Source organism: Bacillus sp. FSL W7-1582, from assembly GCF_038593325.1.
GTDB classification, from domain to species: Bacteria; Bacillota; Bacilli; order Bacillales; family Bacillaceae; genus Bacillus; species Bacillus altitudinis.
Window position 1 is genome coordinate 1,158,442 of the sequence record NZ_CP151987.1, and the last position, 25,968, is coordinate 1,184,409.

Sequence of the window (25,968 nt, forward strand, 5' to 3'; positions counted from 1 at the left end):
GTTGATGCATCTAATGACAATCAATGCGGAAGCGGCCGCCTTTTGCTGACTGCTCCGCATGATTGGTTGTCATTCGTGAGGAAGGGGATGCTTTGACTTATGACAAGATAGATGAGCGGGCGATTGGTTTAGCCGTGGTGATGATGCTTTTTATCTTTTGTTGGCATGACTCTGTCGACAAGTTCTGGATTTAAACATTGGATCGCGCAGAAACAGTTCAAATCAACTTCGATACAAAAGTCCGCTTTTTCTAAACCAAAGAAGTCAGGATCGCAAGGGTGACAAACGCTTAGCGTATGTCCGTGTACATCAACAGGTCTTAATACAGATAATGTGGCACAGCAGTCATGCAATTTTTCAACCCGAAAGAAAATGGATTCGAAGCATTGGCAATCGTCAACAAATCCTCCAATGTTTCCGAAAGTAGAGAACAATCCGCCCTTTTTATCAAAAAGTAAAAACGGAATCGTATCTTTTCCAGAAACTGTCGGGCTTAATAAATTACTGTAGCAGCTCGTAGGACATTTATCTTCTACAGCTTCCTGCTCTGCTAAAATCTTATCAACCGCATCGCATACACAGTTTTCATCATGTCGGCCATGGTGTTTTCCGCAGCTCATGGATTTCAGCTCCTTTAACAAGGTATTTGACTTTAGTCCTTAACAACATATGTATGCGCCCTCTAGTTGGTGTGGGTAAATGACTATTTATCTTTGTTGTATTTTTAGAAAAAGGAAAAGCAGAGCTTTTCGCTCTGCTTTTGTACATTAGAGGATACCAATTGCAACGATCGTCGCAACAAGTGTCTGTGTAAGCGTTTGGATGGCAATAGAGATGTCCGCATCGATTGTAGAGACTGTAACGTTTCTAGAGTTTTCGATGACAAGTTTCTGGCGATTTGTTTGTTTGTGGCTAGCTGCTTGTAAGAGATCTTGCGTGACGCGGTCAGCTAGGTCACCATCAGCGATTGAGATGTTTGTAATGGTGATGATCGCTGTTTGAACAGCTGCTTGGATAGATGCTGCAACCTGTGCATCAACAGAAGAAACGTTAATGTCACAAGAGTCTCTAACGATAATGACTTCCTCAGATGTTTGCTTTGTGACACTCACTTGATCAAAGTCTTGTAAAACATCTTCATCATCATAATAGTGGCCGTCACAAACTGCTTTTCTTTCGTAGTTATGATGGTAATCGCCGTGGTGTGTACAGTTACGATCTAGAGCGACCCAAGAGTATGGTTTAGAATCCATTTCTTTTCCTCCTTCCGTTTACTTTATTAAATGCTGGAATGATTGGTTTTGTCTCGGGCATTTATCCTAGCAGGCAACCCATTTTTATTTAATCGTTATTTTGCTGCGCTTGACGGCGCTGCTGGATACGATCTCGAAGTGAATTTCGTTTAGGGCGCACTTGTGGTTCAGGCTCGACCTCTTCTGCATGTTTTGCTGCCTCTGCCTGACGCTTTTTCTCTTGCTGCTGCTGTACGAAATCATCTGCTTTCTTTTGTAAATCCTGAACCAGCTTCAAAATCATCCTTCTTTGATCTTCTGAAAGGTTTGCTTTCTGATCATCTGTGACATTATTTTTGTTTAAAATATCACTCACAAGAAGGCTTGTTAATGGATCAACATCAGTGTTGATTTGAAACTCCTTTTTTTCGTTCTCTTCAGCCACGATTATTTCACCTCTTTCATACATGATGTTAGAAAAAGAAAGGGTCAAAGAATGCCGGCTTCAACTAAAAGTACATTCAGTGTTTGAGTGAGAATTTGTACGGAGTTCATAATGGATGCATCAGATAATGTAATCGTGACGTTATAACAATTGATGATTTGAATCACTGTTTTCTTTTGAACTGTCACTTGTTGTGCAGCTAAAAGCTGTTCTGTGATGTCTGCAGCCACTTCATCATCTGGTACAAGAATTTGAATTAAAAGAGTAATGATTGTCGTTACGGTCGCTTGAAGGGAGAGTGCGGCTGTTACATCTGTTTTATGAATCGTGACATTTTCGGAATCCTTGATCTCGATGAAATCATCATAATTGCTGATTAATTCGTTTAACAGTTGTGTGTATAATAAATCAGCACTTTCTTCAATAGACAATACTTTCACTCCTTTCTTATCTATACATTATTTAATGCAGCAGAGGCTCAAGGTGGAATCGGAAAGCATGAAAAAGTACAACCCAATTTTATTTCCACTCGATTCATCATGGCGGTCTTTCTTTTTGCATATATAAAGAAAGGACGGAAAAAGAAGAATGAAGGAGGTGGAGGTTCCATGAGCGGCGCTTTGTCATTTGCTATATTTGCCCTCGCATCCTTTAGGCTGACGAGATTGATCGTGTTTGATACGATTACAGCCCCCTTTCGCCGTCTATTTCATGAAGAGCAAGAAGAGGTAAACGAACAAGGTGAAGTCGAGACCTATATCGTCATTAAGGGGAAGGGACTGCGATCTTGGATAGGAGAGCTGTTAAGCTGTTATTGGTGTACGGGTATGTGGTGCACTGCTGCTTTACTACTGATATACATATTTTTTCCTGTCATCAGCATGTGGCTTAATTTACTATTAGCGATTGCCGCCGCAGCAGGCTTGATTGAAGCAGTCGTGTCGAAGCTTGTGAAATAAACAGGCATTCTGATCAGACACGCTTAAAGAAAATGCATATACTAACATGGAATAGGAAAGGAAGGGTTGCGATGAAACCAACTGAAACACCGTCACATATGCTTCAAGGGTATCCAGCGCAGTCAAATCAACAATCTGTATATACGAAGAAAATCAAGAAGACGGGCTGCGGCTGCGGGAAGAAAAAGAAACCTCAATAGAGAAAAACAAAAGCCGGATTTATCCGGTTTTTTTGTTGCCCTTTTTTTGGGTGATGCATATGTAAGAGAGAAGGGGTGACCAGAATGGATGCATTCGAACAATTAATCGGTTCCTTGTTCACTAAACCCCATGATGGGAAAGAGCAAGCGCACGAAAAAGCTGAAATGGATCTAGCGAACAAAGCGAAGGATCTTGAAGAGCACTTAAAAGCATTTGGCGAGAAAATGGATACTTTTGCGAAAGAAACAGAAGCATTCATGATCCGCCATGGAGAGGCAGATTACGTCTTTAAACAGCAGAAATAAAAATTCCGCACTTTTTTATGTGATCGTCCAAACCATTTCATGTATTTTTCATATTTTGTAAGGGAGAAGAGGAGGTGCTTAAATATGAGTTGTTACGGTTACGGTGGCGGTTATTGCGGAGGTTATGGCGGCGGCTACGGCGGCGGTTATGGTTCAACTTTTGTTCTTGTCGTCGTGCTTTTCATTCTTCTAATCATCGTTGGTGCTTCTTTCTTTAACTAAACAGTAAGAAGGTGAGGGAAGCAATAGGGAAGCCTTTTGCTTTCCTTTCTCTTTGCTAACAAGGCAGCAGGATAGGCACATATCTCGCCTATTTTCATATAGTAAGGTGATTACTCCACAAAGAGGAGGCAAAGGAATGGATAATAAGTTCTTTAAAAGTGTGGAAAATAAAACAGGTGTAAATATGAATGATGTCTTTAAGCTTGCAGGTTCTTTGCAAAACGCGAACTTTAAAGATGAGAATACCGTTCGAGGTGTCATTAAAAAAGTGGCGCAGCTTGCAAACAAACGTGTACCTAAAGAAATGGAAGACAAAATCGTTCAATCGATTACAAGTGGAAAAGAAAAGCTTGATTTTAATACAATCGCTAAAATGATGAACAACAAAAAATAAACAACAGGCTCTCCATTTAAAGGGGGGCCTGTTGTTTTTGTGTGAATAATTCACGATTTTTCTTTAAAAGAGGGTACAAAAAGCGGGAGCGGTGAGCCGTTTTTCCTCTTCTATATGATGGAACGGATAGATAAAGGGATTGTTCTGCTCTCGTCATGGCAACGTATAATAAGCGCCGCTCCTCTTCGATGGCTTCTTCATCACCGCTTCTCAGCTCATCAAGTGCAAAGTCATGAGGGAGCGCCCCATCAACCACGCTCGTGATGTACACTGTTTGGAATTCTAGTCCCTTCGCACGGTGGATCGTCATGAGCTGAACGCCTGGTTCATCTGATTTTTCCTTTTCAGCAGATTTCATATGTTCGGCATGAGCGAGGAAGGCTTCAATCGTTTCAAAACGTTTCGCCGCTGTTTTCACATCTCGTACATCATCTGTTCCTTTTTCAAGCACATTCGTATCATTCACGCGTTTTTTTAAATAATCACCAAGTCCCATCCTTTGTTCAATAAACGCTACAGCTTCAGATGGCTTTAACGATTTTAACGTTCGAAACAGGGGAACGATCGATTGTAGTTTTTTGCGCTGAAACGGCTGAATGTCTGTTAGCTTTCCAAGTGCCTCTACCATAGAACAATCTTCCGTAATGGTCAGCGCCTTCATGGTATTCAGTGTTTGCTGCTTTAAAAAGAAAACGGGCAGCAGCAGCTTCATTGCGGCGACATCATCTGCATCCTGACTGAGCGAAAGAAAAGCGAGCAGCACCCGAACAATTCTTCTGCTATAAAAGGCTTTTACGCCAGCATCGGTTTGATACGGAATCGCCGATTGATGAAGACGTTCATAAATCGCGCGGCCTCCTGTATTCGTTCTAAACAGCACGCAAAAGTCATTCGGTTTTGCACCGTTTTTAATTTTCTCCTGAATATCTGCTACGATCATGGTCGCTTCCTCTTCCTCGTCATATGGATAAAAAAGAGTCGGCGGAATTTTCTCCACGCGAACGGCTTTTAACGTTTTCTCGTAACGATGCTGGTTCTTCTTAATAATGGCGTCAGCACTTGCGACAATCGTATGATGAGAGCGGTAATTTGCATGTAAATGGACGATCTCGGCCGAAGGATAGTCCTGTTTGAAGTCAAGAATAAAAGCAGGATTGCTTCCTCTAAATGCATAGATGGCTTGATCATCATCGCCTACACAAAATAACTGCTCGGATTCTCCAGCTAAAAGCTGGATTAATTGATATTGTACGGGATTAATATCTTGAAATTCATCTACTAAAATATACTTGAATCGTTCTTGATATTGTTTGAGCAATTCAGGCTGCTTAGTCAGCATGTGTAAACAGGCAATCGCCATGTCATCAAAGTCAAATTGTTGATTTTCACGCTTTTGCTGTTCGTATGACTGATAGATTGTCCACATTTGCTTTTCCTTTTCATCTTTCAGCTCAGGAAGTTCGTTTGGTAAAAAAGCATTTTTCCAATAGCCGATTGATTGCAGCACTTGATCGGTTGGATAGTCTTTTTCATCAAGTCCTTCATGCATGATCGCTTTGCGAATATACTGCTCTTTTTGCCAGTCGAATTTAATCAAATGCTGTCCGTTCCATTTGCCCCGATCATCGTGAAGCAACATTTTATAAAATAGACTGTGGAATGTGCCTGTCACAACTTGGCTCGCCTGTGAAGGATGAAGCTGATACTGCATACGTAGTCTTTCTTTCATTTCACTGCTTGCTTTTGTGGTGAAGGTCACGAGCAGGATATGGTGAGCAGGGATTTGATGGTGCGACATCAGATAAGCAGCTCTTGCTGTCAGTACCCTTGTTTTCCCGCTGCCGGCGCCAGCCAGCACAAGCATCGGACCGTCTTTGTGTGTGACAGCTTGGAGTTGCGGTGCGCTAAAGGTGATGTGTGGAAAGAGGTCAATGGTATGCACTTCTTCATTCTTTTCTAAATGAAAGGTTTCGCCAAATTGAATGGATCGTGGTTCCTGCCAGTCATCCGATTCTTCTGTTTGTGAGATGATCTGTTTGCCGGTTGGAAAGCGAAAGCCGCCAAGTTCTTTGTAGGATGCCTCTTCCTCTCGTTCAGCCGGTTTCTTTTCCTCTTGTTGTTCTCTTTTTTCGCAAATCTCTTGCTGAGATATTTGCTTATGGATAAAGGCAGGTTCTTCATGTATATTTAATCTGAAAAAGACGGGTTGTCCGCAATATGGGCAAGATAAATGCCCTTTTTTGCCCTCATCATGGAGGAATTGATAGTGTTCTCTCGAATATGTATGTAATGAGATCGTTCGATCATGTCGTCGTGCGCATTTCAAAGCTAGTCCTCCAATAGTCAATCAATCTTAAAAAGAAACACATCTAATCATATCAAATGAGGCGTGTTTCAAACAGTCATAATTAGGGAATAGTAGAGTAGAAGAGAAGCAAAGGAGGCGTTCTTGATGGGATATATAGCCCCGATTCAGCCGGATCTGTATTTTCAATATATCAATCGTCCTGCTCCTCAGGATAAAGAAGACTATGCGAAAGTGACGAAGGTCACCCGCACCTTTCATGACAAGGTATACAGAGAGCTGGAGAAAAAAGAGGACTTAGTGACAGAAGCGGAAACGAAAGTACAGCAAAAAAAGCGGGAACGCTTTGTACGAGATATGTTTATGGAAGAAGGTAAGGGCGTTCATATCAATACTTACGTCTAAATGACTGCGCTTTCTTCCTGAGCGAACGAGATGGAATCAATAAAAAGCCAGAGCATCCATGATGCCCTGGCTTTTTATTGTCGTTAAACGGATAGTGTTTTTGTCATTTTGACATGTGTAATTCCTGCTTCTTCAAACGGTTCTGAAACGGCTTTGTAGCCTTTCTTTTCGTAGAAAGGAAGAGCTTGTACTTGTGCATGCATGACAGCTTCTTTCGCTCCGTTTGCCATCGCTTCAGACTCAAGTGCTTCTAAAAGCTGGTGGCCAAGACCGAAAGAGCGCGCCTCTTTTAATACACAAATTCGTTCAAGCTTTGCCTTATGACCTTCAATTATGCGCAGTCTAGCAGCAGCTTGTGGTTTGTTGTCATCATTATAAATGACAAAGTGAATGGCTTCGTCCTCAAGTTCATCAATTTCGATCTCTAACGGGACTTCTTGTTCTTTTACGAAAACTTCTTTTCGAACATAATAAGCATCTTCTCGTTGTGTTTGTTCTTTTACGATGACTGTATTCAAATGTCTTTAACCCTCTTCTCCTAAGATAAATGTTTCATAAACGGTCCAAGAACCGTTCTCTAATTGATATAAAAGATGGAAGCGGTCAACCGTTTCCTCGTGGTCAATTTTTCTCAGCTTCAATGTGCCTAGAACGTCTGAATGCTCATCGTCTGATAACTTTTGAGCCACTGTCACATGCGGAACAAATGCATATTCAGGTGTACCAGCAAGCGGATCAGTGTACAACTTCTCATTGAGAGTCATTAATTCTTCGTTCGGTTCTACTTTCATATAAATCACGTTGTTTACAGGAGCGAATGAACTGAATTTTTTAATACGTAACGTAATAGGAGAAGCATTTTTTGCGTACTCTCGCAAGGTGGAGACGACCTCAGCTGCTTCTAGATCCGTTAATTCAAAAGGTGTTCTTAATGTTAAATGAGGTGGTATGAGTGCATAGTTCGGATCATAACGTTTCCGATAAGAGTTCGCAATGTCTTGCAATTTTTTTGATGGAAATAAAACAACTCCGTATTTCATCATGTTCCCTCCTGATTAAGAAAGTATTTATTATTTTTTATTATAACAAAATTCAGTTGATTAACGAATATGGGAGCATTCTTTTTAACGAAGGCGAAATGAGCGGCTGCCAAAACGTCCATTTATGATCGCCTTCGAATGTCTCAAATAAATAATCCGCACCGGACTTCTCCAAAAGGACCTTTAATTCTTCGTTCGGCTGAATAAAGTCTAGCACTTGCCCATCTGTCGTTTTCACAGCTGTTTCTTCTAACCCGATTTGATGGATAATGGCATAATGAGCAAGGGATGATGACTGTTTGACTGCTTGCAGAACCGACTCATCCACGTAAGGAGACTGCAAAATCAGTCCGCCAAATAACGAAGGATAATCAACGGCTGTCATAAGTGAGATCGTAGCACCTAATGAATCACCAATAAATGTACGACCTGATCCAACTTGATACGTTGGATAGTGTTCATCAATATAGGGAACTAGTTCATTTGCCAAAAAGCGTTTATACGCCTCGAACTTTGGTCCGTCTGGATGATACGTATTTCGCCTTTCAGTCACATTTTCATATGGGACACCAATGATAATCGAGCGTTCCATTTCTTTGTTTTGCATTAATTCTTCCGCTTGTCTGCCTATTTTACCTAAGCGGAAATAATCATGACCATCTTGTGCAATGATGACATGATATGTATAAAGGGGGGAGTAATTGACTGGTAAATAAATTAAAATGGTCATATCTGCCCCAAGTTCTTTTGACTGTAAGGTTTCTTCTTGAATGATGCCTGTTTTCTTCACCATAATCCATTCCTCCAGCTAACCAAATTCATCATAAGTGAAACGTTTCCATTCATTGTAACACGAAAAACAGCGTTGTTCCTATATGCTAACATGCAATCAAATTGGCTGACATCCAATCTGCTGCAAAATACAGAAAATTTTAATTAATCGTTACATTTCCCCTTGAAAAATGAGGTTTAATGCGTTACAGTATTAAGAATTAGAACAGACAGACAACACATTCTTATCGTGAGAGGTGGAGGGACTGGCCCTTTGAAACCTCAGCAACCGGTATGCATCACTTCATGTGATGTACCAAGGTGCTAAATCCAGCAAGCAGCTTTTTTGCTTGGAAGATAAGAGGAAGCGATTAAACCCCTTCTTCTTATGAAGAAGGGGTTTTTCTGTTTTGAAATTAGATTTTTACTTAGGATGGTGTCAAATGACAGAACATGTGGAAACGAAGTTAGCGCAAATTGGAAACCGCAGCGAAGAGGTGACTGGTACTGTCAGTCCTCCCGTTTATCTTTCAACAGCTTACAGACATAGAGGCATTGGGGAATCAACAGGATTTGATTATATTCGGACGAAAAACCCAACAAGGCAGCTTGTAGAAGATGCGATTGCTTCACTCGAAGAAGGAACGGCCGGTTTTGCCTTCAGTTCGGGAATGGCTGCTATCCAAACGATCATGGCGCTGTTTGAGAGCGGGGATGAACTCATTGTTTCATCAGATTTATATGGTGGTACATACCGTCTATTTGAAAACGAATGGAAAAAGTACGGACTGCGCTTTGTTTATGATGATTTTTCAGATGAAGACTGTTTACGCTCTAAAATGACGCCAAATACAAAAGCCGTCTTTATTGAAACGCCAACAAACCCACTCATGCAGGAAGCGGATATTCAAAAGGTTGCGAAAATCGCTAAAGAGTATGGTGCATTGGTCATTGTGGATAACACCTTTTATACGCCCGTCTTGCAAAAACCGATTACACTCGGAGCGGACATTGTCATTCATAGTGCAACCAAATATTTAGGCGGACATAACGATGTTCTTGCCGGACTTGTCGTCACAAAAGGGGAGCAGCTATCGGAAGACATGTTCCAGCATCAAAACGCCATCGGAGCGGTTTTATCTCCATTTGACTCATGGCTTTTAATGAGAGGAATGAAAACATTGGCGCTGAGAATGCGCCAGCACGAAGCTAATGCGAAGGAATTAGCTGACTTTCTAAAGCAGCAGCCGGAAATTCAAGATGTGCTTTACCCAGGAAAGGGAGGCATGCTGTCATTCCGAGTAGCCAAAGAGGACTGGGTCAATCCATTTTTGAAGCAGCTGAAAACGATTTGTTTTGCTGAAAGCCTTGGCGGAGTCGAAAGCTTCATTACGTATCCTGCAACGCAAACCCATATGGACATCCCAGAAGAGATTCGTATTGCAAACGGTGTGTGTAACAAATTGCTCCGTTTCTCAGTCGGGATTGAGCATGTGGAGGACCTAAAAGCAGACCTGAAACAGGCACTATCAAATGTGAAAGAGGAGGTACACACGAAATGACCACACACGATTGGACACTAGAAACACAACTCGTTCATAATGCGTTTAAAACAGACCGTTCAACAGGTGCAGTCAGTGTACCGATTCAACATGCATCGACGTTTCACCAAAGCAGCTTCGATGACTTTGGTCAATATGACTACTCCAGATCAGGCACCCCTACACGTCAGGCATTGGAGGATACCATTGCAGCGCTAGAAGGAGGAACGAGAGGGCTTGCCTTTGCGTCAGGTATGGCAGCCATTTCAACCGCTTTTCTTCTATTATCAAAAGGAGATCATGTCCTTGTCACAAGAGATGTGTACGGAGGGACTTTCCGAATGATCACCCAAGTTCTTTCAAGATTTGGGATTGAGCATACCTTTGTGGACATGACCAATTTGAATGAAGTGAAACAAGGCATTCAATCAAATACAAAAGTCATTTACATGGAAACACCGTCAAACCCTACACTCGGTATTACGGATATTGAAGGTGTCGTACAGATTGCGAAAGAACATGACTGTCTGACTTTCTTAGATAATACGTTTTTAACGCCTGCGCTTCAGCGTCCGCTGGACCTTGGTGTAGACGTTGTGCTGCACAGTGCAACGAAATTTTTAAGCGGCCACAGTGATGTACTGTCAGGCTTAGCCGTGGTGAAAGATGAGAAGCTAGGAGACGAACTTTATTCGCTGCAAAACTCCTTCGGGGCGGTGCTTGGCGTACAGGATTGCTGGCTTGTGCTCAGAGGATTAAAGACCCTTCAAGTCAGATTAGAAAAAGCCAGTCAAACCGCATTAGAACTGGCTACATTTCTAAAAGAACATCCTGCGGTCAAAAAAATATATTACCCAGGATTAGATGATCACCCAGGGGCAGACATTCAGCGGAAGCAGGCGAGCGGTGCAGGTGCTGTTCTTTCATTTGAACTAGAAAACCAAGCGGCTGTCAAAGAATTGGTCGATGGCGTCACATTACCTGTATTCGCCGTAAGCCTCGGAGCAGTCGAATCCATTCTTTCCTATCCGGCCAAAATGTCCCATGCCGCTATGCCAAAAGAAGAAAGAGAAAAAAGAGGCATCACGGATGGTTTACTTCGATTAAGTGTGGGCGTAGAAAACGGAGAAGACCTCAAAAGGGACTTCAAACAAGCACTAGATCAACTAAAGCCAGTTCTTGTGAACCAATCATAAAAGTCAGTAAAAAGCCGGTATGGATACCGGCTTTGTGCCTTTTTTGAACAAAACCATTGACGACTGACGATGATGGTTATATAATAGAGACTGTCAGTAACAGAAATCCCAGAACTGATACATAACCCGATTCCGTAGCTCAGCTGGGAGAGCGCTACCTTGACAGGGTAGAGGTCGCTGGTTCGAGCCCAGTCGGAATCATCAAGGGTTTCAGCGTGTTGAACACATTCTTGTGTCACGTTGGAGTCACAAAAAAGAGGAGTCACATTTTATTGTGATTCCTCTTTTTGTTTGCCTTGTAACATGTCGCTGATAAACGTGGAAGCGTCCCTTTGCATGTTTGGCATTAAATGTGAGTAGGTGTTAAGTGTAATCTGTATATCTTTATGGCCTAGTCTTTCTTGAACAACTTTATGATGAAACTTAGTTAATAACAAAGAAGCATGTGAATGTCTGAGATTGTGGAAGGGGATATCAGGTAATTCTAATTGTTTTAAGTATGCTTTGAATTGTCTCAATAAATTCCTAGGATTAATCGGGTTTCCTGTTTCTGTGCATACAACTAAGTCTCTATTTGTATAAAGTTTTCCGCTTAATTTCTGTTCTTTTCGTACTCTTTCTTTTTGTTTTGTTAAGATGTGGATATCGTGGTCTGACAAATCAATCGACCTTATACTTGATGATGATTTCCCCCCATATTTCAATTGACCGCCTGAATGTTCTAACGTCTGAACAATCCTTAATACTCCATTATTAAAATCAATATCTTTAAATCTGAGTCCCAAAATTTCGCCTTGTCTTAAGCCGAATGAAATAGCAAGCCAAAACGCAATGTAATATCGACTATTTCTAGTGTGATCAAGAAACAAAGACATTTGTTCAGGTGTCCACACCTCTACTTCTTTTCGTTTTACAGACGGCTTGCGAACCTTTTCGACAGGATTTTTATTAATTAGTTCATCTTCAACAGCCGTCCTCATTATGTTGTTAATCATATGGTATATCTTTTTAACAGTTGCAGCTGATAAGCCTGATTTAACTAATCTATTGATGAAAAGCTGAACGGTCTGAGTGGTTACATCTGCCAACTTGATACTCCCGAGTGCAGGGAGTATGTGATTTTTTAAATTATAATGGTACACTTTCAAAGTTTGATTACTCACATCAGGAGTTTTTATATTTAACCATCGATTGACGACCTCAGAAAAAACGATATTTTTTGAATTGTTTAAATCACCAGCATGAAACATTTGAATATCATTTCTAAGTGCCTCTTCTGCGTCTTTCTTTAATTTAAAGCCACCACGTTTTCTTTGTTTTCTTTTTCCATTTTCATCTTTTCCCATGTCGAAAACATAATACCAATTACCGTTGCGTTTATCTTTTTTAACGCTCGCCATTATTTTTTTCCTCCTGATACTGTTTGTACAACTTTGCCCCTCTTTCCTGTAATTTTCGCATTATTATCTGTTTGATTTCTTCCTTGTGGTCATCTATAAAATTTAAATAAGTAGATATAATGATATCACTTTCAAAGTAATGGCTTTGTTTGCGTAATTCTACAGCATCCTCATCTTCTTTATTTAATCCTGTACTGTTTAAGAAGGTTTCTGCCGTTATTTTTAAAAAAGTGTTTTTTGTAACAGGTATATGAGTGTGTCCGCCAGCTTTATACGCAGTGCTTTCTTTGAAATTATCTCCATCCGCATTAATTCCTATATATTCTGCAACATCATCTGACACAGGCATTCCAACAGCAAGAATGACTTTTCTGATAGTCTCAAGACTATTTTTTCTTTTGCCGAATTTTCCGTTCTCAATATTTGAGATTGTCCCTTGTGAAACGCCTGCCCTTTCAGCTAACTCTGCAGAGCTTATGTTCTCAAATGTTCTGTAAGATTTAAATAATGCAGCTATTTTTTCATTCATATCATAAAACCTCCAAATTTCTTCTCCTTATTATAACATAATTAAATAACAGGTAATCAAATAAAAATATTAAATAACTATTGATTTATTAATTATTTAATTATATGATTGGTTCATGCCTACAAAATAGGGTGAATCAGAAAACTGAAGGAGGTGAATGTATGACTCAAGAAGAACTAAACACGCTTTTAGAGAAAGTTGCGCTTGATGTGCAAGATATTAGACGTATCACAGGAGCTGGACGAGACACTGCATATGCACTATGCAAAAGTGGAAAGTTTCATGTGGTAAGAGTGGGTAAAAATAGAATAAAAGTACCTACAGAAAGTTTTAAAAGATGGTGGTATGGCGAAGGTAACTTTGCTTAATAAACGAATACATAAGCAACACCCTATTACATAATCGGAGTGATCCAAATGAACAGTTTCTACATATCTAATAGAAAAATAGACTGGCACTACTCCAACTCAACCTAGATCAACTCACGTTCTTTGACAACCGAATAACCCACAATTAAAAATTTACATCTAATTGGAAGAGAGGTGAATTATAATGAGAGATATGCAAAACTTCTCATCTTGGCAACTAGCACAAAACATAATGATGCATGAGTTCATAGCGCAGAATGACGATCTAATAGACCGATTTCCATTATGGCTTCAGCACAACAGGCATATCAGAGAATTTGACTTGCTACCAAAGAGTGAAATCAACAAGATGATCAAGCTATTTGATCCTGCAGCTGATGTTGAGATAGATAAAACATTGCAATTCATTATAGAGGAAACTAGGGGGATATTGGATTGAGCAAATTAAAAGCATTCTTCAAAAGCAAGTGTGAAGACGATTCTTCATTGGCTATGAAATTGGCAAAGTTAGCAGGGTATACAGATAGGAGTGGTTTTTACCGATTTCTAAACGAACCTAGTAAGGAAACATCTGATATTCAAAGCATCATAGATATTGTTAAAGAAATTGATCCAGGCAGAGAAATGGAAATGATGAGTGAATACATACCAACGCTCGATCCAGGAAAGCAATGCTCAAGACAAGCGTTAGAATACTTTTCTGTTAACGCTGAAATTGAAAAGCTTGATGCCCATATTGAGTTTATTTTAAATAACACAGCTAACGTTAAAAGTGTAGAGTGGGCAAAAACGTATAAGTTACAAAGAGATGCAGAAAAGGGTCTTTTGAATTTTGAAAATTTAATCAAATCACTAGGGAGCTTAAACTTAAAGACTGAGGAAATGAAGGTTTACAGTATGATCATTCCAATGTATCCAGCATTATGGAACAACTACTTCAATAGACTTGAATCATTATCCGAAAATGTTTTCATTGATAAACTAGATGACTCATTTGTTAAACAATCATTCCATAGTCGATTGATGTTACTTCTGGCTAACTGTGCATTAAACCAAAATCAGCTTGATAAGGTTCATTACTACACAAGCTACGGCATCCTTAATTCCAATGTAAGAAGAATCACAGCCTATTCATATTTAGCCCAAGGAAACTCTTTAATGTTTACTGACTACTCAACAAGCAAACGTTGCTTCTTGTCGGCTTTAGAACATTCAACTGAAAACAGAGAGAGAGCAATTCAAGCGTTAAGAAGCTTGTGCTTCCTTGAAAACTTATGGGGGAAAGAAAATAAGTGGTTGAATTACGATTCAGATGAAATTACTGATAGACAAGAAGTGGCTCACGCTTATATTCGCAAGGGGGAACTAGAACTTGCCAAATCGATTTTAGATAGCCTAGAAGCTGAGGAACATGATGATAATCAGTTAGGTATGCATATGTACCTCAAAGGTCTGTTACATCGCTCAAAGGACTATTTCTATAAGTCTATTAGACACTTCAAATTAAGTGGTGACAAATTCTCTGTTAGCTTGCCATTACTTGAACTTGAAAAATTAGGTGCAGATAAACTCGTTTTAGAAGTATTGGCAATTTAACATTCAAAACTTGTCACTTGAAAGGAGGTGAGTAAATGAAAAAAGTATTCGCAATTACTATTGTAGCAGCTGCAATTTTCTTCGGAGGTGTAGCTACAGGTACACAAATTGATACTGCTTCTGATTACAGCACAGCAGGATTTGGACGTGGCGCTTAATAAAATGGAGGTGGAAAAATGTCTAATCACAATAATTTTGATAATCTATTGGTTCCAAATGAAGATTCCCCAAACGGTGTTAATAATCATCTAAAAGTACGGAAATTATTTGGGAAATTTTTTGCAACAGGAGACGGAGACTTCGAAGCCTTTAAAGAATTTATTGAAAAACAAGACATAGAAGATCATGATACTAAAGAGTGGTTGAAGGCCTTTTATGAAGACGTAGAGTCTAATGTATTTTAACAAATTATAATTTTTGACTTGTTCAATTCTGGACAAGTCTGTTCCTGTATAAAGGAAGGCGGAAGCGATTGGGTAAATTCAGAAGCATGGCTATCGCAAGCATGGCAGAGGATCTTGGATTCACAACTGAATTAAAAAACAACGGTACATATTATAACCCTGAATTGAATGCGCTGCTGATCACTAATGGATTTGTAGCTGATTTAGTGAAATTAAACTATTTCGAGTCAGCGATCATCAAAATGCCTTATAGGATGAATAAAGGTGTGTGTAAAAAAATTCTCTATCGAGAGTCAACGACTAATCTAAGAAAAGACATAGGTGTAATGATCAGAAGTATGAACTCATTCACTTCTGACGGTTATCACAGAATGAACATAATTAAATGGAATGAAGAAGGTGACTCATTAATCGTTGCAAGTGAATACTGTCCTGAAGCGACCATACATATTGATTTAATTGAAAGCGGCAAGTTGAAATACATAAGGGAATTAGAAGTAGGTAAAACAACTCTTTTATGCAAATTGGATTGTGATGAAGAAAGGAGAGTTGTTGTCCTACATGCAAAATAATAACCACTATTACACTGATCAAGTATTTGAGGACGAGAAGGACGCTGAGATACAGTTTCTTCAGAATAATCAATATGCGCTGGAAATTGGTTTGGACAACACTAACAAAGCGTTAAAACACTTTGAGAATCAAATAGCAATGCTTACGGATTTTATAGCGGAGCTAGGGTTAGATGAGGAATACATAAAGTACATGTATGAGATCGCAACAGATGAACATAGCGATAGCAGCTGCAGAGAGACAGCGAGATATTACATAGATATTATTACTGAAAAACATGGGAGCGATAATTATAAAAATTGAAATTTTAAAACCAGGAAAACAATTCAAAAATTATAAAGTTATGTGCCAAGAATTAGGGATTGAAGTGAAAAAATCATCAGATACGAAGAAAGCGCAGTTTAGAGAGTTGGAAAGGTACTGTACATATAACAAAGTTGGACATCTAATTACCATTGATCAAGTTTATGAAACTCCACTTGAAAAGAGGAAGCGGAAAGGAAATAACACTGTTTATGGCGACATCATGCAAATTTTAATTCTTGATCTGTTAGCTCAGAAAAGGAATAGTGAAAACCTGATAATCAGCAAAAGTAAATTTCTAAGGGAACTCAATCTAGTGAATCTAAACTACAGCCATTGTTTTAAAAGAAAAAAAGCTTTATCTATATTTTGTAAAGTAGATAGGCAAGTGGTAAGTGACTTTTACTATACTACAAATGACTCTTTTAAAAGAGCGATTGAGTTGGCTTTAAAAACCCTTCAAAATAAAAGGCTGATTATTTGTAATACTGTAACAAAGGTAAGTAAAAATGGGATGCATAGTTTAGCTTCGCCTGACGAAAAGCGTCTAATTTTATTTTCTGAGAGAAGCACGATGCTCTCGCTCGGTTATACAAACCTCAAAAGTCTTAGAATCTCAAAAGACTGGAAGGAGTTTTGTGAAAAGTCAAAAAAACTCTTAAAAGAACTTGGAGGTATTGATTTTTATTATTCTGCATATGAAATCACACCGAACGATAAATATTTGAAAGAAGAGTCTGATAAACTATTGGATTTTCTGTTGAACAAATCAGACAGGCAACGACATCAAAATGAGCTTAATGAAAAAGCCTGTAAAAAATTAGCTATCAACGGTTCTAAAAGACACGAAACTGAAAGTGAATTGCCACAACAAAAGGAATTTAGACTTGAACAGTCATATTCTGAAGATATTAAGAAGTTAATAGATATTGTGATTAAAGATAATGCAAAGATTATCTCTCAAGAAATTTTGGAACTTGAAGAAATAGATGAGTTGGATTTTGAGATTGAATATAGCTTGCCTGACGGACTATAAAATTGACGGTTTAGACTTCCTATAGAAGTATAAGAGCAAAACGTTTCAATCCGTTATTTTTTCCACTTTACATATTAGAGAAAAACATTCTTTAAAAGAAAAAACAAAATCCCAATCACAGTCTGAAGGGGGTATGGGGGATGGTTGGCTGCATGATAGATAATTTGGAACGTAGTGGAAAATTGTCTATCTAAAGCATCCCCCCATGTATTACATAAACACTCACATACAAAAGAGCAGTTGCACAAAGCAAGCTTTGTACACCTTCTCATCATGATTAACAAGTTAATCATTCTTCGTGATAGAAATAACAATTTGGAGGAGATTCGTTGAAATCAAACTTATCAAAGCAAGTATACATTTACTCATTAGACACATCAGCATTTTTTACACCAGAGGAACAGATCATCAATAATGAAAATATTAGCTTGACTTACTTCGTTGAATTTTTGAAAGAAGTCAAAAGTAGCAATACTAGTCTAAGCGCAAGGGATACAATTGAACTAACAGAGAAGCAAGAAGGAGAAATGAAAAAACATCGGCCTGCCAAAAATATAATTACTCATTATGTTGATTCCTTGAAGATAGTTGCCAAAAAGGAGCTGGAAGGTACAGAAGAAAAGCAGCTGAAGAATATAGAAGTGTTGAAGGATGAAGGTCTTACTAGAAGAAAGATTGTTAAATTGTGTGGGATTGCTAATCTTATTAAAAACCAGAATAAGAAGAAAATGAAAGAATTGATGTCTGACTTTAAAAGGACAAGGGAACTCAATCTCGATGCAATCAGATACAAGAATACTGGAGATATCAATATTAACAAGGTTATTGGAATTTTTGAATCAACCTTAACTAGAACATTAGGGATTGAAACAGAAAACGAACAACCTTCAGATGAAATTATTATTGTTGAAAGTTTTTATGAAGAAGTTTTCGGCAGTCTGATCAAAAAAGGATTTAAGTTCAATAAAAAGCAGTACGACTATTATGCCTCATCTGCTGGTCAGATTCGTGATAAGAAAGGTGTATTCATCAAGAGGTCATCGCTAAATAAGCACAAAACAACCTTAATGTGCGGACTCGATGAAAAGTTGATCAACTCTAAAGGCGGCATGAATATCAATAAATGGAATGCTTATCTCGCCCTAAGTAATAGTGCTAGTTCTGTATGGGAAGGCTTCGATATTGATAAAGCTATAGTTGTTCCAGATTTTGAGAATGAAATTGAAGGAAGCTTTGACTATATTGATCGTAATACATATGAAATAACTCGGAAGAAGATGACTATCCCAGTCGATCAGACTGATGGCTGCGGAATGATATTGCCAACTGTTGCAGATAAACCATTTCAATTCAGAGCACCATTTATGAAGGGGATGCTAGTACCTTTCGATTTCAAACAGTTTGCAAAAGAGCATGGTAAATCAATTATAAAAGACATTGATGGTCGTGAATGGGATGTGCTGGTAGACGATATTCACATGATCCTTACAAAGTCTCAATTTAAAATGTGGAGCTATTATGGCAACGAAAGTGAAAGTAAGTGGGATCACTACAAACGCTGTTTCAAGGAATATAATTGTGAAGCATCCAAACTAAATGAGGAAGAGGAGAACTTAAAGACAAGTAAGCTTAATTATCAAATGCTTCAAACCTTAACGGACATCACAGACAGCGAAATGACAAGATTAACAAAACTTACGATTAATGAGATCAAAACACTTTATCAGAGCACTGATGCCATGTTAGGTGTTATGGGAGCCGTTGAAGAAAATGAGAAAAGAAGCAATCTCCAGGAAGCTCTATTTGTATATCCTAGTTTATTAAAAGATAATCATGTGAAAGAAACGATCAAGGAAATTAAAGCGAGGATGATCAAGGAAGCTAAAGCAGGAAAAATAAAGTTAAAAGGATCACATCATACTTTCTTAATACCCGACCTGTACGCAGCTTGTGAATTTTGGTTCAATGGCGAGAAAAATCCAAACGGATTAATTGAAGATGGAGAGGTTAGCTGTAATTTATATGAAGACAGCTTAGAAATTGATGTGCTTCGTTCTCCTCACCTTTATAGAGAGCATGGCATCAGATCCAATGTGATAAACGAAAAAACGAAGAAATGGTTCTTCACAAAAGGAATCTATACATCAAACAAAGACTCTCTATTTAGGTTACTGCAGTTTGATTTTGATGGTGATAAGGCTCTTGTTGTAAGCGATAAGGAATTTGTCAGTATTGCTAAAAGAAATATGAAGGTTGGCCAACATGATGAAATTCTTCCTCTTTATTATGAAATGGAATCTGCTCAGAAAGATATCATTGAAAACGGCAAAATATATGACAATCTGAGAAGTTCTTTCAAGGTCAACATCGGAGAGTTTTCTAATAACATATCAAAAGTTTGGAATAGCAATGATGTAAATCTTGATGTAATCAAATGGTTAACGATGGAGAATAACTTTGGAATAGACTATGCAAAAACGCTATACCAGCCAACGAGGGCTACACATGCTAGCAATGAAATTGAAAAGTTTTTGAAAATTGAAGAAGGTTATAAAACAAGAAGGCGAAAGCTGCCATATTTCTTCAAATATGCGAAAGACAAGGATGAGAAGAACGTTGAAATGCCTAATGGTGCTATGACTGTTGATAAGATAGGTATAATTATGCCGACTGCAAGAGAAACGAAAAGAAGTTTTGATAAGGCGTTGGATCCATTAGAGTTTAATTACAGACTTTTCTTGAGTCCGAAATTACATAAGAAAAAATCATTAACAAAAGAAAATATTGATAAATTAGACCAACTCCTTAAAGAGTATAAAGAATTATACAAAGCGAAATATTATGAGAGTTTAAGCGCACCTGATCGTAGCCCTAGATTGCTAGAAAGAATTAGAAGATTAAACGAATGTGTAATGCGTGAATTGAAGATAAATCTTGGGGATTCAGATTTATTAAAGATGGTTGAAGTGATCAAAGTGTACAAAATGATGGATACGAATAAATACAGATTAAGCAATCAAGAGAAAAAGGAAGAAAAGAGATCTGATAAAAAATGGTTTGTGTATAAGGTGTTCACTAACGAACTATTGAATCTAAATGTGACAAAAACTGAAGTACTTGATATCTTAGTTGAATATCTATTCTTCATTAAGAAGACAAAATTCAAGGATACATTATGGGGATGCTTTGGGAATGATCTCCTATGGAATCTGAAGACAAATTTAAATGTGATTGCTGAATGTAAAAACCATCATTGTGAAAACAAGTTGAGTGATCTGAATGCCAGACGACATTACTTATGCGAGGATTGTTATAAAGATCATCGTAAACAGTTGGATGCGGATAGAAAAGCGATTGCGAGAAAAAGTAGAAAAATGTCCGCTTGAATTTGATAACAGATTAATGGATACACGAAGAACCCTTGATACAACAAGGGTTTTTTATGTTCATATGAATTTCTATAACCGTATACTAGGGAATAAATAATTTCCCATTTAAAACATAACATAAAAATGAATGATAACGCAATGATTAAATAAATCTTGCGAAAGGAGTCGGGACTAGAATAAATGAATATCGAACGATTTGAACTAAGACAAGCTATGCAAAAAAGAAGAATAACCCAAGTGGAAGCAGCCAAGCATTGCGGTTGTACCCAGTCTCATTTAAGTAAATACTTCACTTTCGAGTGCGAAATTTCAAGAGAAAAATTAAATCGACTTGTCGAATTTGTTTATTCTCGCCCTGAGCTCGTATGGAAGAAAAAGTAGCAATTTTTTTGGTCGTCACTACAATACCGTTTGTTGCGGAAACAGCGAATAAGGGTTGTACCTAGCAATTTCAGCGACCTTACCAAAAACAAATGAATTTGCGTTCACGTTTTGTAGTTTTGTAATCATTTCATTTCGCCTCCAGAAAAACGAATGATTAGGTGAGGTTTGTAAGATACAGCCCACTGCCCCCGAAAGTTACAAACATTTTTATTTCTCCTTTTTGTATGAGTGTTGGGGCGCTATATGCGCTCCTGTATTCGTACAACTAAAAAAATTCAAACGATAATATTTCATATAAATGGATGGTGTAAGCCATGTTTAAACCAAAATGGGGAAACCCAAATCCCAATACAGATTTTCAAAAAATCTATAGCAAAATTGATCCTGTCATACTGGAACGAGTTGAACAGAATATAAAGAAAGAGATTTCTATGACAAGTTTAGTCCCTCATTGGATAAAGGAGGTGACACGTTTAAATGAGTAACATTGAGAAAAACTTTTTGGATATTTACAGGCTGATTTCATCTAATGAAAAGAATAATAGGTTCTTATTCTATAAAGAATCCCCACTATCTTCAGATCATCCAGATGTAACAAATGATGATCAAATCCCCTTGTTAATCTACAGATCCCCCAAAACAGATGATCTGGAAGATGAAAAACCAATTGCTAGAATGTGTATGTACTTAGCAAATGGTACTCCCACAAATAACCTACAAATTCAATCCCAAGATATCATGATTGACATCTATACCAGTATTGATGAAGTGGAACAAATTGAATTAAGAAACTTAAAGATTCAAGACAATCTTGCACAGCTACTTTTTGATAGCAGAGCAACTGGCTTCGGAAAAATTGTGAATTATAAGCGATTGCTAATCCCAAATTCTCCGAAAGGCTATATCGGTTATAAGCTTGTTTTTACTTTTGGTGCAAGTAAATGAAATCAAATGATTTTATGCAGCTTTTCGGCACTGGTCAGCCTGTAAAAACACCTATAGGGGATTGTCACTTCATCAAGATTAAAGAGTATGTTGATTTCTCAAGTGATCTTCAATTGATGGCAGACAACAAAGATAAAATATCTGAATCTATGCGACAGGTCTTGAAAGATAAGCTTGATGCACAGGACATTGAAGAGCTGGTTAGTGGTCGTAGTTTATTTCAACTAATTTTGATGCATCCGCTGTATTTAGAAGCTTATCAATCTATATTTATCAAGATTTTCAATGATAAAGAGATCATGTTAAAGGTATCGAATGAAAACTTCATGGAGTTGAGAAGTCTTGTTTTGAAGATGCATCTAATTAACGAGGACAAGAAATCACCAAATTCAGAGATAGAAGAGCTTAATCAGATTTCTAAGGAATTAAAATCAAGTGATAATGGTGCTGATCTATCAGACATGATTAGTGTGGTTGTAGTAATGACAGGCATAGACTATTCCGCTATTAATGAGTGGTCACTTTACCAGCTTTATCTTACATATCACCGCATACTTAAAAAAGAAAATCATGATGCGTCTGTTATTTTTGCTACTGTCAGTTCAGAAGTGAAGGTTAATGGATGGGATGATCATATTAATCTATACGCTGAGGAGAAACATCACTTGTCACAAAAAGATTCAGATTCAATACAAAAATTACTAGGCTGATAAATTCAGTCTTTTTATTATTTAAGGAGTTGTTTATTTAGAAATGGCAAAGCAGACAGTTATTCACGAAGTCGCTAAAGTGACAATGAAACAAATTAGTACAGGGAAAGTGATTGGATCGGCCGTAACACAATTAACATCCCTCGCACAGCAAGTTCAGCAGGACTTTTTAAAAGGCGGCTGGGGAAACAAAGATTTATATGTAATTAACTCAAGCAAAGAGGTTTCAGGTAACGTCAGAAACGCATTCTTTGATCTTGATTTCATGGCAATGCAGCAAGGAGTTTCCATTGAGAATGAAACTATTTCTGTTTACGAAGACGAAGTTCTAACAGTTAGTGATTCAAACGGTGTTACCTTGACAAAAACACCTTTAGAAGATTCAGAAGTTACATTCACAAATAAAGCCAATGGTGAAGTCTATCAGACTGCCGTTTCTGGAACGAGTTATACATTATCCAATACTTTTGCTAAAAAAGGTGAACAAGTTACAGTTCATTACTTAATTGAAGTTGATGCTGAAACTGTTGAAATCAATGGTAATAAATTCTCGGAGAACTATTACCTAGAACTTCATACGCTTGAGTATGATCCAATCACTAACAAAACTTATAGTGATCTTTATATCCAATTGCCTAAAGTTAACTTCTCAGGAGAGTTTGATATGTCTTTGGAAGCTGGACAACCATTTACTCCAGAATTGGGGTACAGAGCGCTTGCTGATGACGATGGGAAAATCGGACGTTTTGCAAGAGTTAAACGTAATGGAGATGGCTCAAAAGGAGCAGCACCTTCTACACCTGGCAACTCAACGCCTGACGATGGTGGAGACTTAGGAGATTAATTTACTTGGGTGTGCGATTAAAGGTTGCACACCCCTTAATAATTCACACAAAAAGGAGAATGAAAAATGACAACAAAAGCAGTGAATTTAACGACATTAGGTGAACTCACTAAGAAATATGATGAGAAGAAGAAGGTTCAACTGAATGATGAGTTCCACCTTTATATTTATCCAGAGTTTGCACCCAGTAAAATTGCGGAAGTCTTAAAAGAGTTAAATATCGATTACTTCAACGGAGATAAAAAAGGCTTGAAGATTGATGAAGTTGCTATGACTGATTGGTTGTATTTCTTGATCATCAAAAAATTTACAAACCTTAAAATCCCAAACAACCTGAAATCTAAAATGAGTACGCATATCAACTTGGTGGATAGTGGGTTGATGGGACAGATTATGATGTCGTTTCCCGAAGAAAGCATTCAGAAGGTGTTAGATCATATCAAGAGTGTCGAGGATGCTGTAGATCAGCTCGTTGACAGCGAATTGGATAATAAGACGGAGCAAGTTATTAAAGCGTTAGAAGAGCTGTAAGACACGTAAAACAGAATGGAATTAAAATTAGAGAGGGTTGATTATAGAATGGAAAAGAAATATAACTTTGCTGTTCAGCAGATTGCAGACGGTATCATTGGTAAGATTAGAAGTACAGCAGGTGATATTCGGCTTTTAGACAAAGAAAGAAAAAAATTGCTTGATGAAGTGGAAAAAGAAATGTCTACTTTAAAATCATTGGGTGAATTTCATCATATTTTAGTAGCTGCTAATACTTGGGAGAAGGGAAATGCAGATAGTATTTCAATGGATGAATTTATTGAGGGTGTAAATAAGGAACTTATTATTGGCGTACCACCGGGAAATATTATTGAAGTAAACAACACACAAATGTTTGATATTGATGGATTCAAAAGAGTTACCAAAGAAATGCTAGATCATATTGCCAAGCTAGAGTTTGAGAATGATCAATTGGCCAATCATAGATTAGACCCTTTTTACGAACCAAGTGAAGAAGTAAAGGAAACTGTTAACAATATCATTGATGAATTTAATGATGAATTGTTAACAGTTGTTTTAAAGACTAGAGTGACAGAAAATGATTAATCATAAAATTTAGACCTAAAACCCTCTATGGTAATTAAGAAATTGTCGACAAAATCCTCTTCGAGAATAAATGTATCAGGGCTGTTATTATATTCAATTTTTTCAAATCCTTTTAAGTTGACATCTTTATTTAATTCCCCGTTTTCATGGGCAATGGCATTTCTAACCTTATTATAATCTTTTATCAGTTTCCATTCATTTGTCTGGAAAGGTTTTTCAATAGAGCAAATTTTACTTAGATAGAGATGAGCTCTTGTAATACCATTACCATGCATTTCTTTATAGTTTACTTTATGATTTTGTTTTTCTTTAAATACTATGCATAGTTCATTTAGGTAGTATTCAAAAATAAAAAAAGCTTGAATAAATAGTGCTTGCCTAGTCAATTGCGGAAACCAAATGTTATATTTATTATACGAATCTACATCGAAATGATCTTCATAATATTTCAACTCTTCTTCTTCTGTTAATGATGAAGTGTCTTCTTTTAAAAGTTCATCATTCTTTAAAGACATTTTAGAAAGATTACGCTCTAACTCTTCATAAAATTTTTCAATCTTTTCTAATTCCAATGTAAATCTAATTTCTGTTGCATTTTTAAGTTGATGCATTCTATCACCTTTGAGTATTATTTAGAGTTTAAGTGTTGATAGTTAGTATTTAAACTTGATTAAAATAAACAGTTATTGCATATGGTTATTTTAATAAATCTACAAAATCTCTTACTGTTTTTAAACAGGATGGAACGAAATTTTCATCTAAAGTGAAGGAAAAATTCTCTGAATTTTTGTGTGTAACAATCAATCCAGGTAAGTTTTTTATTCCAAATTTCTTGTTTTTACCTTCCTTATTTTCACCTTCCTTATTTTCAACTGTGGAATTTGCATGAACTATGGCATTTCTTACTTTACCGTAAAGTTTAATATCCCTCCATAGATGGCTACTGAAAGGGGCTGTGATTTGACCATGCTCTGTTAAATATTCTTTCGCTCTTTTAATTCCTTTACCCGGCACATCTTTTAAACCTATATCTATATCAAGAATCTCTTGGCAAAGCTCGCATTTTTTATTCAAATAGTTTTCAAATAAAGAATATATTTCAAGAAAAGTATTCTTTCTCAATAATTTAGCGTGTGTTTTTTTGTAATACTCTCCTTTAGCATAAATTTCTGCAATGTACTCATCTAGTTCTTCATCCGCTAATCCATCTTCACTAGCTTTTAAAGCGTTTATAAGTTGTTCACTGTATTTATTTTGTGAATTTTGGCTGTGTTTTTCCATTTCATAGTAGTAATCTGATACTTCAATTAGTTGAACATCTTTAAAAATCATATTGTTAAGGATATGATGAAATGAGTGTTTAGACATAATTA

Annotated in this window: 35 protein-coding genes, 1 tRNA gene and 1 riboswitch; of the genes, 24 read left to right on the forward strand and 12 right to left on the reverse strand. The window is 37.4% G+C overall.

The window, feature by feature from the left end; genetic code table 11:
* Positions 1–128: 128 nt before the first annotated feature.
* The 4 genes from NSQ11_RS05840 to NSQ11_RS05855 form a co-directional block, all read right to left on the reverse strand.
* Entirely contained in the window at positions 129–620 is a 492-nt protein-coding gene (locus NSQ11_RS05840) for a CotY/CotZ family spore coat protein (protein ID WP_008348432.1), read from the reverse strand.
* A 147-nt stretch (positions 621–767) separates the two neighbouring features.
* A complete protein-coding gene (locus NSQ11_RS05845) occupies positions 768–1,253 on the reverse strand; it encodes a spore coat protein (RefSeq protein ID WP_008348431.1) in 486 nt (161 codons plus the stop codon).
* Positions 1,254–1,341: 88 nt separating this feature from the next.
* A complete protein-coding gene (locus tag NSQ11_RS05850) occupies positions 1,342–1,677 on the reverse strand; it encodes a hypothetical protein (RefSeq protein ID WP_008355377.1) in 336 nt (111 codons plus the stop codon).
* A gap of 44 nt (positions 1,678–1,721) precedes the next feature.
* Positions 1,722–2,108, reverse strand: coding sequence for a spore coat protein (locus tag NSQ11_RS05855; RefSeq protein ID WP_060832247.1), 387 nt, complete (start codon positions 2,106–2,108; stop codon positions 1,722–1,724).
* Positions 2,109–2,285: 177 nt separating this feature from the next.
* Between NSQ11_RS05855 and NSQ11_RS05860 the strand changes: the two genes are divergently transcribed.
* The 5 genes from NSQ11_RS05860 (at position 2,286) to NSQ11_RS05880 (ending at position 3,758) form a co-directional block, all read left to right on the forward strand.
* Entirely contained in the window at positions 2,286–2,636 is a 351-nt protein-coding gene (locus NSQ11_RS05860; protein WP_035700339.1) for a DUF1360 domain-containing protein, read from the forward strand.
* Positions 2,637–2,707: 71 nt separating this feature from the next.
* The gene (locus tag NSQ11_RS05865; RefSeq protein WP_008348422.1) at positions 2,708–2,836 is read left to right on the forward strand and encodes a hypothetical protein; all 129 of its coding nucleotides are present in this window, start codon (positions 2,708–2,710) and stop codon (positions 2,834–2,836) included.
* 84 nt (positions 2,837–2,920) lie between these two features.
* Complete coding sequence (locus NSQ11_RS05870) at positions 2,921–3,142, forward strand: hypothetical protein (protein ID WP_008348420.1); 222 nt, start codon at positions 2,921–2,923, stop codon at positions 3,140–3,142.
* A gap of 84 nt (positions 3,143–3,226) precedes the next feature.
* On the forward strand, positions 3,227–3,364 hold the full coding sequence (locus NSQ11_RS05875) for a YjcZ family sporulation protein (RefSeq protein ID WP_008348419.1): 138 nt from the start codon (positions 3,227–3,229) through the stop codon (positions 3,362–3,364).
* 136 nt (positions 3,365–3,500) lie between these two features.
* Positions 3,501–3,758 (forward strand): stage VI sporulation protein F, encoded by a 258-nt coding sequence (locus tag NSQ11_RS05880; protein WP_008348417.1) that lies wholly within the window; start codon positions 3,501–3,503, stop codon positions 3,756–3,758.
* 16 nt (positions 3,759–3,774) lie between these two features.
* Here the strand turns inward: NSQ11_RS05880 and NSQ11_RS05885 are convergent, their stop codons facing one another.
* Positions 3,775–6,084, reverse strand: a complete 2,310-nt coding sequence (locus NSQ11_RS05885) for an ATP-dependent helicase (protein WP_342501295.1) — start codon at positions 6,082–6,084, stop codon at positions 3,775–3,777.
* A 126-nt stretch (positions 6,085–6,210) separates the two neighbouring features.
* Between NSQ11_RS05885 and NSQ11_RS05890 the strand changes: the two genes are divergently transcribed.
* Entirely contained in the window at positions 6,211–6,468 is a 258-nt protein-coding gene (locus NSQ11_RS05890; protein WP_008348414.1) for a hypothetical protein, read from the forward strand.
* Positions 6,469–6,551: 83 nt separating this feature from the next.
* On the opposite strand, the gene NSQ11_RS05895 is transcribed toward NSQ11_RS05890, so the two are convergent.
* From NSQ11_RS05895 to NSQ11_RS05905, 3 genes are read right to left on the reverse strand one after another with little or no spacing between them, the layout of a single operon-like run.
* Positions 6,552–6,986: a GNAT family N-acetyltransferase gene (locus NSQ11_RS05895; protein WP_008348412.1), complete on the reverse strand. Its 435-nt coding sequence runs from the start codon at positions 6,984–6,986 to the stop codon at positions 6,552–6,554.
* A gap of 6 nt (positions 6,987–6,992) precedes the next feature.
* Positions 6,993–7,508 (reverse strand): YjcG family protein, encoded by a 516-nt coding sequence (locus NSQ11_RS05900; protein ID WP_024720139.1) that lies wholly within the window; start codon positions 7,506–7,508, stop codon positions 6,993–6,995.
* Between the two features lie 52 nt (positions 7,509–7,560).
* Positions 7,561–8,301 (reverse strand): esterase family protein, encoded by a 741-nt coding sequence (locus NSQ11_RS05905; protein ID WP_008348407.1) that lies wholly within the window; start codon positions 8,299–8,301, stop codon positions 7,561–7,563.
* A 220-nt stretch (positions 8,302–8,521) separates the two neighbouring features.
* Positions 8,522–8,643: riboswitch (SAM riboswitch) on the forward strand.
* A gap of 79 nt (positions 8,644–8,722) precedes the next feature.
* On the opposite strand from NSQ11_RS05905, the gene NSQ11_RS05910 reads away from it, so the two are divergent.
* From NSQ11_RS05910 to NSQ11_RS05920, 3 genes are all read left to right on the forward strand, one after another.
* Entirely contained in the window at positions 8,723–9,841 is a 1,119-nt protein-coding gene (locus NSQ11_RS05910; protein WP_008348404.1) for a methionine biosynthesis PLP-dependent protein, read from the forward strand.
* On the forward strand, positions 9,838–11,016 hold the full coding sequence (metC, locus tag NSQ11_RS05915; RefSeq protein ID WP_008348402.1) for a cystathionine beta-lyase: 1,179 nt from the start codon (positions 9,838–9,840) through the stop codon (positions 11,014–11,016). The genes NSQ11_RS05910 and metC overlap by 4 nt, the downstream gene beginning before the upstream one ends.
* A gap of 128 nt (positions 11,017–11,144) precedes the next feature.
* Positions 11,145–11,217 (forward strand) — tRNA-Val (locus tag NSQ11_RS05920).
* Positions 11,218–11,285: 68 nt separating this feature from the next.
* Here NSQ11_RS05920 and NSQ11_RS05925 read toward each other — a convergent pair.
* Both NSQ11_RS05925 and NSQ11_RS05930 read right to left on the reverse strand, forming a co-directional pair.
* Entirely contained in the window at positions 11,286–12,416 is a 1,131-nt protein-coding gene (locus NSQ11_RS05925; protein ID WP_342501296.1) for a site-specific integrase, read from the reverse strand.
* On the reverse strand, positions 12,403–12,945 hold the full coding sequence (locus tag NSQ11_RS05930; protein WP_342501297.1) for a helix-turn-helix transcriptional regulator: 543 nt from the start codon (positions 12,943–12,945) through the stop codon (positions 12,403–12,405). Before NSQ11_RS05930 ends, NSQ11_RS05925 begins: the two co-directional genes overlap by 14 nt.
* Before the next feature lie 161 nt (positions 12,946–13,106).
* Here NSQ11_RS05930 and NSQ11_RS05935 point away from each other — a divergent pair, with 161 nt between their 5' ends.
* The 15 genes from NSQ11_RS05935 (at position 13,107) to NSQ11_RS06005 (ending at position 24,595) form a co-directional block, all read left to right on the forward strand.
* Positions 13,107–13,313 carry a helix-turn-helix domain-containing protein gene (locus NSQ11_RS05935; protein WP_254117491.1) on the forward strand — a complete coding sequence of 69 codons (207 nt, stop codon included), beginning with the start codon at positions 13,107–13,109 and terminating at the stop codon, positions 13,311–13,313.
* A gap of 184 nt (positions 13,314–13,497) precedes the next feature.
* Complete coding sequence (locus NSQ11_RS05940; RefSeq protein ID WP_342501298.1) at positions 13,498–13,752, forward strand: hypothetical protein; 255 nt, start codon at positions 13,498–13,500, stop codon at positions 13,750–13,752.
* Positions 13,749–14,909, forward strand: coding sequence for an AimR family lysis-lysogeny pheromone receptor (locus tag NSQ11_RS05945; RefSeq protein WP_342501299.1), 1,161 nt, complete (start codon positions 13,749–13,751; stop codon positions 14,907–14,909). The genes NSQ11_RS05940 and NSQ11_RS05945 overlap by 4 nt, the downstream gene beginning before the upstream one ends.
* Before the next feature lie 35 nt (positions 14,910–14,944).
* Entirely contained in the window at positions 14,945–15,067 is a 123-nt protein-coding gene (locus tag NSQ11_RS05950) for a hypothetical protein (protein ID WP_270107755.1), read from the forward strand.
* 18 nt (positions 15,068–15,085) lie between these two features.
* Positions 15,086–15,313 carry a hypothetical protein gene (locus NSQ11_RS05955; RefSeq protein WP_342501300.1) on the forward strand — a complete coding sequence of 76 codons (228 nt, stop codon included), beginning with the start codon at positions 15,086–15,088 and terminating at the stop codon, positions 15,311–15,313.
* 68 nt (positions 15,314–15,381) lie between these two features.
* Positions 15,382–15,885 (forward strand): hypothetical protein, encoded by a 504-nt coding sequence (locus NSQ11_RS05960; protein ID WP_342501301.1) that lies wholly within the window; start codon positions 15,382–15,384, stop codon positions 15,883–15,885.
* On the forward strand, positions 15,875–16,189 hold the full coding sequence (locus NSQ11_RS05965; RefSeq protein WP_342501302.1) for a hypothetical protein: 315 nt from the start codon (positions 15,875–15,877) through the stop codon (positions 16,187–16,189). Before NSQ11_RS05960 ends, NSQ11_RS05965 begins: the two co-directional genes overlap by 11 nt.
* Positions 16,164–17,225: a hypothetical protein gene (locus tag NSQ11_RS05970; protein ID WP_270107751.1), complete on the forward strand. Its 1,062-nt coding sequence runs from the start codon at positions 16,164–16,166 to the stop codon at positions 17,223–17,225. The genes NSQ11_RS05965 and NSQ11_RS05970 overlap by 26 nt, the downstream gene beginning before the upstream one ends.
* 329 nt (positions 17,226–17,554) lie before the next feature.
* Entirely contained in the window at positions 17,555–20,611 is a 3,057-nt protein-coding gene (locus tag NSQ11_RS05975; protein WP_342501303.1) for a hypothetical protein, read from the forward strand.
* 183 nt (positions 20,612–20,794) lie between these two features.
* Positions 20,795–20,995 (forward strand): helix-turn-helix transcriptional regulator, encoded by a 201-nt coding sequence (locus NSQ11_RS05980; protein WP_333482243.1) that lies wholly within the window; start codon positions 20,795–20,797, stop codon positions 20,993–20,995.
* A gap of 480 nt (positions 20,996–21,475) precedes the next feature.
* Positions 21,476–21,943: a hypothetical protein gene (locus NSQ11_RS05985; protein ID WP_106065025.1), complete on the forward strand. Its 468-nt coding sequence runs from the start codon at positions 21,476–21,478 to the stop codon at positions 21,941–21,943.
* Positions 21,940–22,653, forward strand: a complete 714-nt coding sequence (locus NSQ11_RS05990; protein WP_270107749.1) for a hypothetical protein — start codon at positions 21,940–21,942, stop codon at positions 22,651–22,653. Before NSQ11_RS05985 ends, NSQ11_RS05990 begins: the two co-directional genes overlap by 4 nt.
* A 43-nt stretch (positions 22,654–22,696) precedes the next feature.
* Positions 22,697–23,497 (forward strand): hypothetical protein, encoded by an 801-nt coding sequence (locus NSQ11_RS05995; protein WP_342501304.1) that lies wholly within the window; start codon positions 22,697–22,699, stop codon positions 23,495–23,497.
* 66 nt (positions 23,498–23,563) lie between these two features.
* Positions 23,564–24,028 carry a hypothetical protein gene (locus NSQ11_RS06000; protein ID WP_342501305.1) on the forward strand — a complete coding sequence of 155 codons (465 nt, stop codon included), beginning with the start codon at positions 23,564–23,566 and terminating at the stop codon, positions 24,026–24,028.
* A gap of 48 nt (positions 24,029–24,076) precedes the next feature.
* Positions 24,077–24,595, forward strand: coding sequence for a hypothetical protein (locus tag NSQ11_RS06005; protein ID WP_270107746.1), 519 nt, complete (start codon positions 24,077–24,079; stop codon positions 24,593–24,595).
* Here the strand turns inward: NSQ11_RS06005 and NSQ11_RS06010 are convergent.
* Entirely contained in the window at positions 24,592–25,206 is a 615-nt protein-coding gene (locus NSQ11_RS06010; protein ID WP_270107745.1) for a hypothetical protein, read from the reverse strand. The genes NSQ11_RS06005 and NSQ11_RS06010 overlap by 4 nt on opposite strands.
* 85 nt (positions 25,207–25,291) lie before the next feature.
* The gene (locus NSQ11_RS06015) at positions 25,292–25,963 is read right to left on the reverse strand and encodes a hypothetical protein (protein WP_270107744.1); all 672 of its coding nucleotides are present in this window, start codon (positions 25,961–25,963) and stop codon (positions 25,292–25,294) included.
* Positions 25,964–25,968: the final 5 nt, after the last annotated feature.